Origin of the sequence: Pontibacter coccineus (genome assembly GCF_030546575.1) — a bacterium.
GTDB lineage: Bacteria > Bacteroidota > Bacteroidia > Cytophagales > Hymenobacteraceae > Pontibacter > Pontibacter coccineus.
Genome location: NZ_JAUOTN010000004.1, coordinates 480,406 through 497,035, shown reverse-complemented (window position 1 = coordinate 497,035; position 16,630 = coordinate 480,406). Strand labels below are relative to the sequence as shown.

The 16,630-nt window shown below is 51.6% G+C and carries 16 protein-coding genes; 9 read left to right on the top strand and 7 right to left on the bottom strand.

The genetic code is table 11. The annotated features are described in order from the left end of the window. Positions 1-9 precede the first annotated feature (9 nt). On the top strand, positions 10-2,094 hold the full coding sequence (locus Q4E40_RS12115; protein ID WP_303412472.1) for an insulinase family protein: 2,085 nt from the start codon (positions 10-12) through the stop codon (positions 2,092-2,094). 100 nt (positions 2,095-2,194) lie between these two features. Here the strand turns inward: Q4E40_RS12115 and Q4E40_RS12110 are convergent, their stop codons facing one another. Both Q4E40_RS12110 and Q4E40_RS12105 read right to left on the bottom strand, forming a co-directional pair. Further along, positions 2,195-2,368 carry a hypothetical protein gene (locus Q4E40_RS12110; RefSeq protein WP_303412470.1) on the bottom strand — a complete coding sequence of 58 codons (174 nt, stop codon included), beginning with the start codon at positions 2,366-2,368 and terminating at the stop codon, positions 2,195-2,197. 138 nt (positions 2,369-2,506) lie between these two features. Then, complete coding sequence (locus Q4E40_RS12105; protein ID WP_303412468.1) at positions 2,507-3,418, bottom strand: DUF72 domain-containing protein; 912 nt, start codon at positions 3,416-3,418, stop codon at positions 2,507-2,509. A 318-nt stretch (positions 3,419-3,736) separates the two neighbouring features. Here Q4E40_RS12105 and Q4E40_RS12100 point away from each other — a divergent pair, with 318 nt between their 5' ends. Then, positions 3,737-4,381, top strand: a complete 645-nt coding sequence (locus Q4E40_RS12100; protein ID WP_303412466.1) for a septal ring lytic transglycosylase RlpA family protein — start codon at positions 3,737-3,739, stop codon at positions 4,379-4,381. Positions 4,382-4,516: 135 nt separating this feature from the next. On the opposite strand, the gene Q4E40_RS12095 is transcribed toward Q4E40_RS12100, so the two are convergent. The 5 genes from Q4E40_RS12095 to Q4E40_RS12075 form a co-directional block, all read right to left on the bottom strand. Continuing rightward, the gene (locus Q4E40_RS12095; RefSeq protein WP_303412465.1) at positions 4,517-5,224 is read right to left on the bottom strand and encodes a DUF4097 family beta strand repeat-containing protein; all 708 of its coding nucleotides are present in this window, start codon (positions 5,222-5,224) and stop codon (positions 4,517-4,519) included. Positions 5,225-5,251: 27 nt separating this feature from the next. Further along, on the bottom strand, positions 5,252-6,109 hold the full coding sequence (locus tag Q4E40_RS12090; protein ID WP_303412464.1) for a DUF4097 family beta strand repeat-containing protein: 858 nt from the start codon (positions 6,107-6,109) through the stop codon (positions 5,252-5,254). A 47-nt stretch (positions 6,110-6,156) separates the two neighbouring features. Next, positions 6,157-6,948, bottom strand: a complete 792-nt coding sequence (locus Q4E40_RS12085) for a HEAT repeat domain-containing protein (RefSeq protein ID WP_303412463.1) — start codon at positions 6,946-6,948, stop codon at positions 6,157-6,159. Further along, entirely contained in the window at positions 6,935-7,447 is a 513-nt protein-coding gene (locus Q4E40_RS12080; protein WP_303412461.1) for an RNA polymerase sigma factor, read from the bottom strand. The genes Q4E40_RS12085 and Q4E40_RS12080 overlap by 14 nt, the downstream gene beginning before the upstream one ends. A 114-nt stretch (positions 7,448-7,561) precedes the next feature. After that, positions 7,562-9,244 (bottom strand): S41 family peptidase, encoded by a 1,683-nt coding sequence (locus Q4E40_RS12075; protein WP_303412459.1) that lies wholly within the window; start codon positions 9,242-9,244, stop codon positions 7,562-7,564. A gap of 331 nt (positions 9,245-9,575) precedes the next feature. On the opposite strand from Q4E40_RS12075, the gene Q4E40_RS12070 reads away from it, so the two are divergent. The 7 genes from Q4E40_RS12070 (at position 9,576) to Q4E40_RS12040 (ending at position 16,617) form a co-directional block, all read left to right on the top strand. Beyond that, on the top strand, positions 9,576-11,222 hold the full coding sequence (locus Q4E40_RS12070; RefSeq protein ID WP_303412457.1) for a TldD/PmbA family protein: 1,647 nt from the start codon (positions 9,576-9,578) through the stop codon (positions 11,220-11,222). A gap of 149 nt (positions 11,223-11,371) precedes the next feature. Then, positions 11,372-12,688, top strand: coding sequence for a TldD/PmbA family protein (locus Q4E40_RS12065; RefSeq protein WP_303412456.1), 1,317 nt, complete (start codon positions 11,372-11,374; stop codon positions 12,686-12,688). A 91-nt stretch (positions 12,689-12,779) separates the two neighbouring features. Next, positions 12,780-13,283 carry a hypothetical protein gene (locus tag Q4E40_RS12060; protein WP_303412454.1) on the top strand — a complete coding sequence of 168 codons (504 nt, stop codon included), beginning with the start codon at positions 12,780-12,782 and terminating at the stop codon, positions 13,281-13,283. 57 nt (positions 13,284-13,340) lie between these two features. After that, positions 13,341-13,958: a DUF4159 domain-containing protein gene (locus Q4E40_RS12055; protein WP_303412452.1), complete on the top strand. Its 618-nt coding sequence runs from the start codon at positions 13,341-13,343 to the stop codon at positions 13,956-13,958. A 130-nt stretch (positions 13,959-14,088) separates the two neighbouring features. After that, positions 14,089-15,084 carry an AAA family ATPase gene (locus Q4E40_RS12050; protein ID WP_303412450.1) on the top strand — a complete coding sequence of 332 codons (996 nt, stop codon included), beginning with the start codon at positions 14,089-14,091 and terminating at the stop codon, positions 15,082-15,084. Positions 15,085-15,165: 81 nt separating this feature from the next. Beyond that, a complete protein-coding gene (locus tag Q4E40_RS12045; protein WP_303412448.1) occupies positions 15,166-15,705 on the top strand; it encodes a hypothetical protein in 540 nt (179 codons plus the stop codon). Between the two features lie 12 nt (positions 15,706-15,717). Further along, entirely contained in the window at positions 15,718-16,617 is a 900-nt protein-coding gene (locus tag Q4E40_RS12040; protein WP_303412446.1) for a DUF58 domain-containing protein, read from the top strand. Positions 16,618-16,630: the final 13 nt, after the last annotated feature.

The window sequence follows — 16,630 nt, the reverse complement described above, 5'->3', positions numbered from 1 at the left end:
TAGATTATCATGAAGAGAATATATAACATACTCCTGTTGATGCTGGCGCTCACTACGGTGGCCACAGCACAGACAAAGCAAACGCCTCCACCGGCTGGTCCGGCTCCAAAAATTGAGCTAGGCAAGTACGAGCACTTCACCCTGAAAAACGGCCTGAAGGTGTACGTGGTGGAAAACCACAAACTGCCCGTGGTGAACATGTCACTGGTGTTGGACCGCGACCCGGTTTTGGAAGGCGACAAAGCAGGCTACGTGAACATGGCGGGCCAGATGATGCGCACCGGCACAAAAACCCGTAGCAAAGACCAGTTTGACGAGCAGGTGGACTTTATCGGCGCGAACCTTTCATTCAACTCAACCGGTTTTGGCGCTTCTTCGCTTAAGAAGAACCTGCCTACCCTGCTGGATCTAACGGCTGATGCCCTTCTGAACCCGAACTTCACGCAGGAAGAGCTGGACAAGGTGAAAAAGCAGATGCTGGCCAACCTGGCTTCTGAAAAGGACAACCCGGATGCCATTGCCGGCAAAATCCGCAATACCCTGCTTTTCGGCAAAAACCACCCGAACGGCGAGCTGACTACTGAGAAGTCAATTGAAAACATCACGCTGGCTGATGTGCAGAATTACTACAACACGTACTACCGTCCGAATATCGGTTACCTGGCTGTAGTGGGTGACGTGACGCCAAAGGAGATGAAAAAGCTGCTAAACAAGTCGTTTGGCAAGTGGAAGAAAGGCAATGTACCTAGCCACAACTATGACCTGCCGAAGCACGATGGCAAAACACAAGTAGTGATTGTAGACCGCCCAAGCGCGGTACAAAGCGTGCTTTCTTTCACAAACCCGGTACAGATGAAGCCAGGTGCAGAGGACTATGTGGCAACTCAGGTGATGAACACCATTCTGGGTGGCGGCAGTACAGCCCGTTTGTTTATGAACCTGCGCGAGAAGCACGGCTATACCTACGGCGCGTACTCTACGCTTTCTTCTGACAAGATCCTGGGTCGTTTCAATGCCTCTGCCAGCGTGCGCAACGCCGTAACGGATAGCGCCACGGCAGAGTTTATGAAAGAATTCAGCGACATCAGAACCAAGCAGGTAACGGACAAGGAACTGGCCTATGCCAAAGCCTACATCACCGGTAACTTCGCCCGCGGCTTGGAGAATCCGGGTACTGTGGCCATGTACGCCATTTCGACTGCCCGCTACAACCTGCCTGCTGACTATTATGCCAACTATCTGAAGAAAGTGGAGGCTATCACGGCAGCTGATGTGCAGCGCGTGGCCCAGCAGTACGTGCGCCCTGACCAGCTTTACATCCTGGCCGTTGGCAATGCCAAGGACATCGCTGACAAGTTGGTGGCTTTCGATAAAGATGACAGCAAAATCGCCTACTTCGATGCGACAGGCGAGAAAGTAGATATGGCGACTGCCAAAGCAGTTCCTACGGATGTGACAGCAGATCAGCTTATTTCGAAGTATATCCAGGCCATTGGTGGCAAAGCGAACATCGAGAAAGTGAAGGACGTGACAGTGACCATGAATGCCAGCGTGCAGGGTATGGCACTTACTTTTAAGCAACAGCAAAAAGGCGCTGACAAAATGCTGATCCAGATCCTGATGAACAACAGCCCGATGCAGCGTGTGATCATCAACGGTGACAAAGGCAAGATGGAAGCTCCGATGCAAGGCCTGAACAAAGACATGACTGCCGAAGAACTTGCTTCTTCTAAAGCTGAGTCTGACATGTTCTCCATGACCCGATTTGAGAAGTTTGGTATCAAGACGGCTGTAACCGGTCAGGAGAAAGTAGATGGCACAGACGCTTACATCGTGGAAGCGACGGCCAAAAACGGTCAGAAGACACTGCATTACTTTGACAAGGCAACAGGCCTGCTTTTGAAAGATGTGAAGAACATGCACACGCCGCAGGGCGCTATCACTCAGACCAAGAGCTACAAGAACTACAAAGAGGTAGATGGCGTGAAATACCCACACGTGATCGAGACCGTTGTTGGTCCGCAGGTGATCAAAGCCGAAGTTCAGAGCGTGGAAGTGAACAAAGGTATCAGCGACGACGCCTTCAAAATCTAATACCCTTTACCCAATAACCCAAAGCAAAGCGGCGTGTCCAGGTGGGCACGCCGCTTTTTTGTTTCAGCTATACCTGTTAACAAGCAGAAACCTATCGGGATCAGGTATAGGAAGTGTAGGGCCTTGTAAACGCAGGTATAGCAAGTTCCAGCACCTTGCCGCAAGACCAACGAATCAGGTATACCAGCACTGAAAATATAGGTACAGCAAACACGGCAGGTATAGCGAGAAGCTTTATAAGACAGGTATAGTAGAACCCTTCAGATGCCAGCATAATGCAATAACTCCAGGTATAGCAGATGCTTGAAGAGCAGGTATAGCAGCATTTACTCTTGGTATAGCCTACCGCTTTTTACAACAAAAATGAGCTGTTTAAGATAAGCACTCGCTATACCTGCCCTGATATGGCCGGCTAAAACAACTCCCCCTGCACGGCCTGCACAAACTTCTTTGGTGGCTTTACATCCAATCCGCATACCTTGTTAAGCTGCTCGACCAGGTAGGTGGCCAGCTTGGGCGAGGCAGTGTTGTCGGGCTCGTGTACGAAGAAGTAGAGTTCCTGCAGACCTGCCTCCAGCCATACCTGGATTCTTGCCACCCAGTCATCGATGCGGGTATAGTCGGTGGGGTGCAGGCCATTGCCTACGAAGCGCACCATGGCGGTAGGCGTGGTCAGACGCATGTGCAGCACGTCGCGCCGCCCTGCCACGTCGGTCAGCACGGTGCTCACCCGAAACTTCTCCAGCACTTCGAACAGCTCCAGCGAAGCTACATTGTCTACAAACCAGTCGGGGTGGCGCAGCTCCACGGCCAGCGGCACACTTTCAGGTATGTACTGCACAAACTTTTCCAAATCTTTCAGCTGATTCGGCCCGAAATAGGGTGGCAGTTGCAGGAAAGAGCAGCCCAGTTTATCCTCCAGTCCGGCGATGGCTTCGCAGAAGGTAGCCGTGAGGTCGAGCGCGCTCACCAGCGTCCCTTCGTGGCTGATGAGCTGCGGAAACTTGGGGCAGAAGGCAAAGCCCTGCGGCACGGAGTTTCGCCATCGCTCGATGGTGTCGGGACCCGGAATGTGGTAGTGCGTGCTGTTGAGCTCGATGGTGTTGAACTGCTTGCCATACCACAACAGCGACTCTTTCTCTTTCATACCTACAGGGTAGTACTCGCCTACCCAGGCCTTGTTCACCCATACCGGCAGACCGATGTATACCCTGGGCTTTTTGTAGCGCTTGCTATACCTGTTTAACAGCGGTAAGGTGTCAGGATGGTCAGGTGGCAAGGCAAAGTCAACACGACTAATATCCGAGAGTTTTCCAAAGTCCATGGTACTATGCTTTTATAAAGTATACGCTTTGGCAGAATATTGGGCTCAAACAAAATATACCACCAAAAGTTCCCGTTTAAACTCCAGCGATGCGTGAAAAACAAAATAATTTTTCATGAATAGCAAATTAGTTGATCGCTATAATAATATATGAAAATATGCTCATATAAGCTAAAAAGAGACATTTTGCCTTTACAGCACTTATAGCGATTATTTGAGGCAACGCGTATCCCCCTATAACCAAGGCCGTGATATGGCGTATAAGGCCTCATTTGAAAATATTTCCGTATCTTTGCGGATTCACCAACCAAAAACTATATGAAGAACGATAGAAAGTGCATTCTCTTAACAGTAATCATTTTTCTATTTATCGGAGTTAGTCAACCAACTTTCGCACAAAGCAACGACAAAACCCAAGTGGGAGCTGCCTCCTGGTATGGCAGCAAATACCACGGCAGAAAAACCAGCAGCGGCGAGCGCTACAACAAGAACGAGATGACCGCCGCGCACAAAACCCTTCCTTTCGGCACCATGGTCAAAGTGACCAACCCAGCCAACGACCAATCTGTCATCCTGCGCATCAACGACCGCGGCCCATTTGTGGGTAAACGCATTATCGATGTATCGGAAGCAGCAGCCCGCAAACTGGGAATGCATTCGGAAGGAGTGGCCAAAGTAAAGGTAGAGGTGCTCGACAAGAGTGACCTTGCAGCTGCGACAGCAGAAGCAAAGCCAGGAGCCTATACCATCCAAACGGCTGCCAACCAACAGCAGGCCGAGGTACTCAGCCGCAAACTCAAAGCCTTTGACAAGCACCTGCCGCTAGAGATGGCCGAGGAGCGTGTAAACGGCCGGAAAGTAGTGCTGCTGAAAGCCGGCAGATTTAATAGCAGAAACGAAGCCGAAGCCTTCAACGAGTTACTCGAAGAAGAAGGCCTGGCCGGAAAGGTTAGCGAAGCCTAAACGACTAATAGATTACTGATAAGCAAAAAGCGGGATGCCATGGTATGGCATCCCGCTTTTTGCTTTGAAGAGACTATTCGATCTCAATCGTTGCCTCACAAGTGGTCTTTGGCCTGATGAATCAGCTGTCTATACCTAGTCCTTTTTGCGGAGGTAAATGTCGTTGCTGATGCTTTCTAACTTAATAGGGGAGCCGCCGCCGCTCACGTTGCCTTTCAGCTCATACCCTACCATAGGCGCTTTTTGCTTCTTACCTGCCAGGTCGATGGCCAGATCAGAGTACACTTCGCCTGTGATGGTTTTCAGGGCCACAACAGCGCCTTTGTTCGGAGCCCAGTTCATATCCACAAAACCGCTGATGGATTTAGCGTTTACCGGTCCAGTAAGTCCTCTTATCTCGATGTTGCCATTAATGGTTTCCACGGTCAGGTCAGCGTTGGCTGGCAGGAAGATCTCGTAATTGATCTTGGCACAGATAAAATTGCGGTCGCCATTCTTGCTGACATTGTATTGGCTGTAATTATTGTCCGGACAATCGCCTGCCTGGCCATTTTTCGTGAGTTCCTTATCCAGGTCCACATTTACCCGGGCGCTGGCATCGTCGCTCTTGAAATTCAGCTGCAGGGCCTCGTTCAGCTTGCCGCTGTTTATCTCGTAGGTTACTTTGATAAAGGCCTCTTTCTTGTTCCAGGCACTGATCTTGATGTCTTCACCGAACTTCAGGTTCAGTTCCACTTTGTTATTCGCGGGAACGGCCAGGGTGCGTTCCACCGTCTTGCTCTGGGCCTGCACACTCGCTGTTGCTATCAGCCACAGCAGGGCTATTGTCCATATCTTTTTCATAGTCCGGATAATTTATTTTGTCTTTATCTATTTGCTCTTGCGGATGTACATGTCGCCGCTGATGGTGTACAGGTTCATCTCGACGCCACCGCCATTGGTTTTGCCCTCGATGTTATTGCCGCCAGTCACACGCGGCAGATTGCTCTTGGAGTCCCGGGCTATGTTCATATCAAAGTCTGAGTAGATCTCGCCCTGGATGGTTTTCAGTTTGAAGTTCGCCTTCGTGTTGGCTGGCAAATGGATGTCAACGGTACCTGCCACGGTGGAGATGGCGCTCGGCTTGGACTGGTTCAGACTCGAAAACTTGATCACCATGTCACTGCTGGTAGCGTTGGCTACGATTGGGCCCGTGATATTGGAGAGGGTGGCATTTCCGTTATTCATTTTAAGCTCGATCTCACCCTGCATGTCAGCAATGCTCAGGTCTCCGCCCATCCAGTTTGTCTCTTCATACACGACAGCAGCGTTCTTGGGTACCCGAATGGTATACTTACCATCCTGTCTGGACGCTTTCGTAACGGTCAGTGTGTTGCCTTCTTTTGCCACAGACAATCCCATTCCCGTGTTATCCTCGGCCTGGTTGTACAGTGGTTTCAATCCGGCAGCACGGGCAGGCGGGGCCTGATAGCTGGCAGCCTCTATCACCACCTCGTCTGAGTTGTGCCCGATTACCTTTACATCGCTGTTGTGCATCATGATGACAACCTTGTTGCCCTTGCTGTTGCCTAGCTTGCTTTTGTAGACAAGCGGTTTGTCCTGCAGGGTCCCTTCCGGATCGATTGTCCCGGCTACTGTCGTGGTATGGGTTACATTTCCTTCATGCGCATGTGTTGGCGCTGCGGATAGCAGAAGACAGGCAACTACTACGAGTGTTAATCTTTTCATATGGCTCTAGTGGTAAGTAATATCTTTTGTTTTGATAATGTGTCTTGTTATATCAGGATGCCCAGTCCTTCTGCGGCCTTGCTTTTCACGATCGGGAGCAGGTCTTTCCGGTTCGCCATTTCCTCCAGCTCGCCAACTGCCTCTTTCTCTTTGATGTTAACCAGCATGTCGATCAGCGTAAGTTGCATGATCGGGTCTGTCTGCAGTTTCAGCGACTCAGCCAACGCCTGGCGTACTACTTTTTTGTGGCTGAACTTATAAAGCGCTTCTGAGGCGGCCACCCGCACATTCACGTTCGGGTCCTGGTTCATCGTCGTGATCAGCACCTGGATGATCTCGTCGGGCTGCTCGGTGTCAAACTCCTGGCTGACCAGCTGGATGCGCTCACTGGCGGAGGCGCCTGTGGTCATCGCCAGCTTCATCTCCTCTACTTCCTCCCTTAAGGCGGCTATTTCAGCATCCTGCGCTGGCGCTATACCTTGGTTATAAGAGCGGCCCAGCCAAAAGGCTCCCAGGATGAAGATGATACCAGCCGCTACTCGCCAGTAGGTAGCATATTCCTGCAGGATCGGGAAGAACACCTGTCTTCCTTTTGGCCCCTCGGGTTGCTTTACCTCCTCCTGCGCGATCTTCTCAAACAGCCAGTCGTCCGAAAGCACTCTAATGGATTGCTGTTGCTGCTGTTTGGCGTAGTACTGAAATGGGGCAGCATGGGCCTTCAGGTGCTCGGGCAGGTCTGCTGTTTCGGTAAAGAACGCCTGCAGCTCCTTTTCTTCGGCCACTGTGGTTTCGCCTTCGTAATACTTCTGCAGCAGTTCTTCTATGTTATCCAATTTCATAATTCTCTAGTTTTAAAAAGCCGTCCCGTACGCTTTTGCGGGCCCGTGACAGGATCACCCGCAGGTTGTTTATGGTCAGGCTGGTAATCTGCTCTATTTCTTCGAAGGAGTAGCCTTCCACATCCCGCAGGTGCAGCACCAGTTTCTGCTGTTCGGGCAGAGCTGCCAGCAGCTTCTGCACATTGCCCATGCTGTCTGTCAACTCCGAGTGCTGGTAGGGGTTCATATCTCCTGAGCTTAGGTCTATGCCTGTCACGTCGACCATTTGTTTTCGCTTGCCAGCCTTCAGCTTATCCAGACACAGGTTCTTGGTGATAGTCATCGCAAAGGCCTCTACACTATTGTAAGCATCCAGCTTGTCTTTTTGCGTCCAGAGTTTGAGGAATACATCCTGCAGGATATCCTCCGCTTCCTCTTTGTCGTGAAGCAGGAACAGCGCAAGCCGGTAGAGCTTTTGCTTCGCAGGAAGTACCTTTATTTTAAACTCTTGCAGATCCATTCAATTACAAAGACGACCTAGTGTAGGAAACATTACAGCATATTATCAAAATTTCGCCTGTTCAAGGTATAGCAGCATCTTCTTTATTTATAAAACACTGCTTACCAACGTGTTTCATCCTTTTGCTGGCACTTTTTTTATCGTCGCCAACAGTTCTTTCGCCTGCTTATTGGCAGGTTGTAACTGAATTGCCTTCTCCAATGCAACAGTCGCCTTTTGTGGTTCCTCGCTCAACAAGTGCGCCTTTGCCAGCCCAATCAATGGCCAGGCCTCTTCTTTGTAGCGGCCGCTGATATGGCTGTACCAGGCGATGGCATCCGGTGATTTCTTGGCTTGCAGCAAATATTCCCCGAAATTCTTCTCTGCCTGATCGATCGCTTCGCTATCAGCGCGGGCATCTTGCACGGCCCGGAAGTAGACCCAGGTGGCCGAGCGAAAGCCTGCCTTTTCGTATACCTGCTGCATCACATCCGCCAGGCTGATGTGCTGGGGCATCCGCAGTACTGCTTCCAGCGCAGGGTCTTTTCCCGACAGGTAGTCTTTTGAGGTATAGCCGACCGGTATATCGGGTGCTGTCCAGGGTCGCTTTTCGTCTCCATCCCAGTCGCGCCAGTAAATAGTGGACACCCGTATGGTCAGTTTGCTGTTGGGTAGCTGCATTTTCCTGGAGTCGCCGTAGGCGCTGGGCGAAGAACCGGAGGGCTCTCCTACAAAGAGGGTATTGGTGTAAAATTCCAGGTCATTGGCCAGCATCTGAGCAGCCGAAAAAGTCTCCCGTCCGATCAGGGTATAGAGTCTCCCAAACCGGTTGATCTGCTCCGACCGTGCCAGGGCCAACACCAGGGAGCGGTTCAGATGATTGTTCCCGCCCGGGTTATACCGCAGATCGAGCACCAGCTTCTCCACTGGAAACCCGGTGACGATGCGCTCTATTTTGGCGACAAAAGCGGCCAGCGATTCATCGTCTTTGTCGTTGCTTTCATTGAGTTGCACGTACAGCGTCTTCTCTTTCTCCAGCATATGGAACCAGAATTTATCCTTCCTGTTCCATTGGCTCATAGGCGCTGCTATATCGAGCGCCTCACTTGCCCCGACAAAATATACCTGCCTGAATTGCGGGATTGAAGAGAGCATAACCTCCGCGGCAGCTCCTTCCCGTGTCTTTATTTTGAACATTACCTCCTCCGGATCATCGGCTATACCCAGTGCCGCCAGAAATTCAGGTACTACCAGAAAGGTGGGGGCCAGCTGTTTGAAGCCCATCTCGTTGTCATAATGTACGACAGGCCTGACTTTTTCCAGCGCCTCGCTTGCGGTTGTGTTTCCAATCTGCAGTACCTCTGCTCCCACCAGGTACATTAGGTCAGGTGTTGTTTCCCGGATGAACAGGCCATCGTCGAAAAGGGCGAATTTTACAGGCAGGTGGTTCAGATACAAACCGGAGTCAGCGGGAGGAGGCGTGGAGGAGTGCGCCCGGCTATAAGCCACCGCCATGTCCTGCGGCAGCGTCAGTCGGGTATGGCCATCACCGATCATGGCGACCAGACGGGTGAGCCCCACTATAATTTCATGATCCTGTAGTTTGGGCACCTGTGCGTGCAGCCGGGCTACGGCACTGTCAAATTCCTGCTGCGACACTTTATTATAAGGAGACCGGTGCATTTTGGGCATTTGCTCAGCCAGTGCCCTGACATCCTGTTGCCATTGGGCCACGCTCAGCACCTTGGGCTGGGCCTGAACCAAACTATGGGCGAGCAGCAACAAAACGCCGCAGCCGGTTAAGAATCGATTCTTCATAGTAACAAAGTCAGGTATAAACGCAAGGCACAGAAACCGCCGCTGACCCTCCAATGACAGAGACGACTCAGGCCTGGAAACATTACACATTCAGTTGCCATACCTGTCAAATCCTTTCTCTGCCGACTATGCACGACGTAGCGCGATTAAACCTTCTTCACTCTTCTCCTTCTAAGAACCTAGTAAAGCTTTCGTAGAGGTATACACCTGCTTTATCTATTAAATTCTCCTATATAGCTTTTAACCAGTACCTATACTTTGATTTAAGCGTGCAAATGCCTAAACTTAGTTACCTAAAACTAAACTTCTCTAAACCTTAACTTAAAAGAACTTGAAAAGACGTCATTTTATCGAGCTATCGGCGCTCGGGTTCGGCGGGCTCATGATGCCTTCCATACCTGTCTTCGGCGATATCATCTCACCCGAGAGAGCGCTGGAACAGGTAGACCCGGCCCTGAAAAAGCGACTGGCAGATGTAGCCCTGAACGCAGCCAAGTCAAGCGGCGCGTCCTATGCCGATGTGCGCATAGGCCGCTACCTGCAGCAGTATGTTTTCACGCGTGAGAAGCAAGTGCAGAACATCGTGAACGCCGAGTCTTATGGCGTAGGTGTGCGTGTGCTGGCCAACGGCACCTGGGGCTTTTCTGCCACCTCCGACGTGACTGACAAAGGTATAGCCAAAGCTGCGCAGGAGGCCGTAGCCATTGCCAAAGCCAACGCCAAACTGCAGAAAGAGCCGGTAAGACTGGCGCCAGTGAAGAGCTACGGCGAGGTAAGCTGGAAAACGCCAATCGAGAAAAATGCCTTTGAAGTGCCCATAAACGAGAAAGCTGACCTGCTGCTGGCCGCCAACGCCAAGGCCATGGAGAACGGGGCCAGCTTCGTGAACTCAGCTCTCTTCCAGGTAAACGAGCAGAAGTATTTTGCCTCCACCGACGGCTCTTACATCGACCAGGACATCCACCGCATCTGGCCAAACTTTACGGTAACCGCCGTAGACAAAGCCAGCGGTAAGTTCAGAACCCGTGAGGCCCTGAGTGCCCCAATGGGGATGGGCTGGGAGTACATGGTGCCAAAAGCAAGCGAGAAGATAAAAGGACCGGAAGGCACTGGCCTGATGGGCTACCGCTATGCCTACGACATGCTGGAGGATGCCGCCCTGGCCGCCAAGCAAGCCAAAGAGAAACTCACAGCCAAATCCGTGGCAGCTGGCAAGTATGACCTCATACTGGATCCGAACCACCTCGGCCTGACCATCCACGAATCAGTAGGTCACCCACTGGAACTTGACCGTGTACTGGGCTACGAAGCCAACTACGCCGGTACTTCCTTCGCGACACTGGACAAGTGGAAATCCAAGAACTTCAAATACGGCTCCGACAAGGTGCACATCTTTGCAGACAAGACCCAGAAGGGCTCGCTTGGCCTGGTAGGCTGGGACGATGAAGGCGTGAAGACCAAGCAGTGGGACCTGATCAAAGACGGTATACTGGTGAACTACCAGGCCATCCGCGACCAGGCGCACATCATCAATGAGCCGGAGTCGCATGGCTGCTGCTATGCCGACAACTGGAGCTCGGTGCAGTTCCAGCGCATGCCAAACGTGTCGCTGGCACCGGGCAAGCAGAAGATGAACGTGGACCAGCTCATCAGCGGCGTTGACAAAGGCATCTACATTGCCGGACGCGGTTCTTACTCGATCGACCAGCAACGCTACAACTTCCAGTTCGGCGGCACGGCGTTCTACGAGATCAGCAAAGGCAAGATTGTGGGCATGCTCGAGGACGTGGCTTACCAGAGCAACACGCAAGAGTTCTGGAACTCCTGCGCGGGTTCTTGTGACGAAAGCGATTACCGCCTGTTCGGCTCGTTCTTCGATGGCAAGGGTCAGCCAAGCCAGGTAAGCGCAGTATCGCACGGCTCTGCCCATACCCGCTTCAATGGCGTGAACGTGATCAATACAGCTCGTAAAATCTAACGATTTTAAGTTCAGAGTTAAAAGTTATGAGTTAGGAGTCTGTAAAATGGACTCTTGCTCAGTAAAAAGCCTTGTTCATAGGTATAGCTATACCTGTTATTGCTTCTCAACTTTTAACTCTCAACTCATAACTCTTAACTAAAAATAAGATGGCAATATATACAAGAGAACAAGCAGAGGCTTTGCTTAAAAAAGCGCTGGCTTACTCAAAAGCCGATGAGTGTGAGGTCACGCTGACCGGCAATAATGGCGGCAACATCCGCTACGCCCGAAACGAAGTATCTACCAGCGGGGCCGAGGAGAACGTGGCCATGTCGGTAGAGTCGCGCTTCGGAAAACGATCTGGCGTAGCGACGATCAACGAGTTTGACGATGCCTCTTTGGAGAAAGTGGTGCGTCGCGCCGAGGAGATTGCGCGCATCGCGCCGGAGAGCCCGGAGTACGTGCCCATGCTGGGGCCTCAAAAGTACATCACCACCAAAGCGCACTTCGACAGCACTGCCAAAATAGACGCCGCCTACCGAGCCGATGCAGCTGCCAAAAGTATAAAAGCGGCTGCCGACAAAGGCCTGACCGCCGCTGGCTTCCTGGAGCACTCGACCAGCTTCATGTCGCGACTCAACTCCAAAGGGCTTTTTGCTTACCATCCGTCTACTATAGTCGACTTCTCGGTGACCATGCGTACGGAGGATGGCACCGGCTCCGGTTACGTGACGCAGGACTTCAGCGATGTGAGCAAGCTCGACACAGGCGCTGCCTCCCAGATTGCGGCCAGCAAGGCGGTGAATTCCCGCAATGCAAAAGCACTGGAACCAGGCAAGTATACCGTCATTCTGGAGCCAGCTGCTTCCATCGATCTGCTGCGTAACATGTTTGGCAACATGGACCAGCGTAATGCCGAAGAAGGCCGTAGCTTCCTGAGCAAGCCCGGTGGCAAGACCAAGTTGGGAGAGAAATTGGTGGACGAGCGCATTACCGTGTATTCTGACCCGGCACACCCTGAAATTCCGTCTGCTCCGTTTGCCGGCGATGGCCGTCCGCGCGAGAAGACCACCTGGATCGAGAAAGGCGTAATCAAGAACCTGTACAACTCCCGTTTCTGGGCGGAGAAAACTGGTGCCAAATCGGTTCCCAACCCAGGCGGCATGGTGATGGAAGGTGGCAACCAGACACTGGAAGACATGATCAAGAGTACCAAGCGCGGCATCCTGGTGACGCGCCTGTGGTACATTCGCTCTGTAGACCCGCAGACACTGCTCTACACCGGCCTTACCCGTGACGGTACCTTCTACATCGAAAATGGCAAGATCCAGTACCCGGTAAAGAACTTCCGCTTCAACGAGAGCCCGATCATCATGCTCAATAACCTGGAGGCTTTGGGTCGTCCGCAGCGCATCGACGGCAACCTGGTGCCTCCAATGAAAATCCGCGACTTCACCTTCACCAGCTTGTCTGACGCGGTGTAATCAGCTACCGTATACCTTGAATGCCGTATGCAAATTTGTGTACGGCATTCCTTTTCATACCAAGAGATTATGAATGACAAGCTAACTCACTATGAAAGCAGTGCTATCATTAATATTCATAAGCTTTTTGTCCTTAACCGCTGCTTTTAGCCAAGAGGTCAGAATTATAGAACTGGAATATAGTACTGCAGTCAGACCGGATAATGCTCGTGTTAAAGTCCACATTTCCCGCGATACGCATACTAGCTATAGTGTAAGAGTAGAATCTGTATCTACGTGGTTAGAAATAAACCCTAATTCTTTAAAACCGGAAACCAAGCCAACGGAGAAGAGAATAGCAATAACAGAAGGGCAGTTTCAGGCGCTTGTCACCTCACTGCAGAAAATAAGGCCAACAGACATTATTGGCGGCCCGCACCCTTCACTTTTAGATGGAGCTTCTTGTTCCATATATTATGGAGCAAATGGCACAGGCATTACTTATCATGTGAACACACCAGACTATGAAACTGAAAAAAGGAATTTGAATGAATTTTTAGATGCCTACAAACTTATTCTTAAAACAGCCGATCTAGACCCGGAGAAGATCCTTTGATTTAGTTTATTACCAAGCAAATAAACGCTTAAAGTATAAAACCCTAAACTATCCAAATTGCAACCTTTCACCTTCGTCCGACTGCAGTACCGCTCCGGCAACTGGGATACCGACCCGCGTATGCCGAGTAATCTGCTGCATTCGCTCATCGAGTACACGACGGTGAAAGTGAACGAGCAGGAGAAGGTGATTCCGCTGGACAGTGCCGAACTGTTCAATTATCCTTTCAGCTATATGAGCGGCCACCGGTTGGTGCAGTTCAACCAGAAGGAGCGGCAGAACTTTGAGACCTACGTGCGCAACGGCGGTTTCGTGTTCGTGGACGACTGCAACCACGACATCGACGGACTGTTTGCTCGCTCATTTGAGGAGCAGATGAAGCAGATATTCGGACAGAGTGCACTCAAGAAGATTCCGAACAACCACAAGGTATATAACAGCTTTTTTACTTTTGACGAGGGCCCACCCACCACATCGTTCGAGCTCAACGGCTGGGGCGACGACCTGGTGCACGACTACCTGAAGGCGATTGAGGTAAACGGCAGGATCGGGGTGCTCTACAGCAACAAAGACTACGGCTGCGAGTGGGACTACGACTTTAGGAACAAACGCTGGCTGGCAGAAGATAATACCAAGTTTGGCGTGAACATCATTATGTATGCGCTGACTAGTTAATGAATAATAGTGAATGAGTAATGACTAATATCCCTGTAAAGGATTCTTCACACGACCATTCTTCAGTAATCCTCTTGAATAACTATTAATTATTAATCATTATTCATTCGTCATTAATAATTAGAAACCCGTGACTGAACAAGACTTAAACCAACTCCTCAGCAAGCTGCCACAGCTCAAGCAGGAGATACAGAAAGTGATCGTGGGGCAGGAGGAAGTGCTCGACGAGGTGCTGATTACGCTTTTGGCGGGCGGACACGGCTTGCTCGAGGGCGTACCGGGTCTGGCCAAAACCCTGCTGGTACGCACTTTATCCAACGCCATGGACCTCAGCTTCCGTCGCATCCAGTTCACGCCAGACCTGATGCCGACAGACATCCTTGGCACAGAGGTGCTGGAAGAGGACCATGCTACCGGCAAGCGATTCTTTAAGTTCAATGAAGGACCGATCTTCGCTAACATCGTGCTGGCCGACGAGATCAACCGGACGCCGCCCAAGACGCAGGCTGCCCTGCTGGAGGCCATGCAGGAGTACGAAGTAACGTATGCGGGCACGACCTATATCTTGCCAAAGCCCTTCTTCCTGCTCGCCACCCAAAACCCGATTGAGCAAGCCGGCACCTACCCGCTGCCCGAGGCGCAGCTGGATCGCTTCCTGCTCTACATCAAAATAAAATACCCGACCGAGCTGGAGGAACTCAACATCCTCACTAGCACCACCGGCACCCGAAAGGAGCAGGTATACCCGGCCATTTCGGGTGAAGAGATCCTGCAGTTGCGGCAACTCGTGCGGGAGGTGAGCATCAGCGACGACCTGCTGACTTACGTGAACCAATTGGTGCGTGCCACCCGTCCCGATACCACCTCGAGCGAACACATCAAAAGCTACGTACGCTGGGGCGCGGGCCCGCGGGCAGGACAGGCGCTTATTCTCACATCCAAAGCAAGGGCATTACTGCAGGGCCGCTTTGCCGTGACGACCGCTGACGTACAGACAATGGCGTTCCCGGTGCTTCGCCACCGCATACTGGTCAACTTTACGGCCGAGGCTGAGCGCATTACGCCAGATAAGGTGGTCGAGGAATTACTGCAGCACATAAAATTACCCAAAGCGGTCCTGGTATAGGGGGTTGCGATAGTTGGGCTACGACTGCAGCACGAGCGCCTGATATTGCAGCTCAATATGGCAAACTGAAACTGAAAACAGATGCAAGAAACAGAAAACGTAAAACTGACGGACGCAGGCACGCAACTCCTGAAAAGGATTGTAGGAGAGCGCATCTGTTATTTCTTCACTGACCATATAAAAATAAAGGCCACTGGCGGCAAGGTCACCTACTGGGCGCCTGAGTTTGCTATTGGCCTCACCAAAAACAAGCAGGACCACCGCTTTATCAACATCAGTGCAGACTATAAGCTGACTTCCCGCTCCTCCACAACGTTTTACGAGTTTGAGATTGAGGAGAGCCGGATGCCGCTTCGGTGCGAAAAACTCCTGCAGTCGGGGCAGCACTCCGAAATACGCGTGTTATCAACCCCTGTGCTGCTGATCGAGGTTTACCAGGATTGGAATCAGGAATTTGACGAGCCTATACACTACGATGCAGCCATTGTGCTATACACAGACACGCAGAAGTATATGCTTAGGGTGCGCCAAGAGCTAATTGGTGGAGTGGATATTCTTTTGGATGAAGCCACGATAGAGGCAGAGCTAGTTAATCTGAAACTACGTCAGAGCCTGGTTTAACTTCACTGTTATATGTCACAAACAGGGCACAAGTTCATCGACCCAAAGGTGCTGGCCACGATCAAGGACCTGCCACTATTGGCTAAAACGGTGGTGGAGGGCTTTTTGAGCGGCCAGAATCAGAGCATCAGGCGTGGAGCAGGACTGGAGTTCAGCCAGTACCGCAGCTACCAGCCCGGCGACGACCTGCGCCAGTTGGATTGGAAGATGTTTGCCCGCTCCGACCGCTACTACATCCGGGAAGCCGAAGTAGACACCAACATTACCGTACGCTTTATTGTGGACGGCAGCGCTTCGATGGCGCACGAGGACGAGAACGGCCTAACGAAGATGGACTACGCCCGCTTTCTGGTAGCATCGCTCGCCTACCTGGCCACTACGCAAGGCGATGCGGTGGGCCTGTACGTGTTGCATGAACAGCAGCTGATCAACCTAACGCCCCGCTCCGACAACATGCACCTGCAGCGCTTCTGGCACCAGCTCGCCGAGATCAAACCAACCGGACGCTTCCCTGATGCCCAGACAGCTGCCAACCTGTTCTCGGGTCGCCGGCAGAAGGAACTGACCGTGTTTGTAACCGACCTGTATGAGCACGAGCATGAAATAACTGACCTGCTCTATAAACTGGGCGCGCAGCGGCACGAATTGCTTTTGTGCCACTTGATGAGTCGGAACGAACTGGATTTTAGGTTTGAAGGCACCCTGACGTTCGAAGATCTGGAAACGGGTCAGACCATGCAGGTAGGAACCGCTGAGCAACGCAAAAGCTACCTGACCAAACTGCAGGACTGGCTTCAGCAAACCGAAAAAGCCATGCGCAACCGCCAGATCGCCTACGATCGCTTCGTGACCGACGAGCCGCTGGACAAAGCCTTGAGAGCTTTTTTGAAGAACAGGCTGTTGTTAAGTTAATGACTGATTGAGT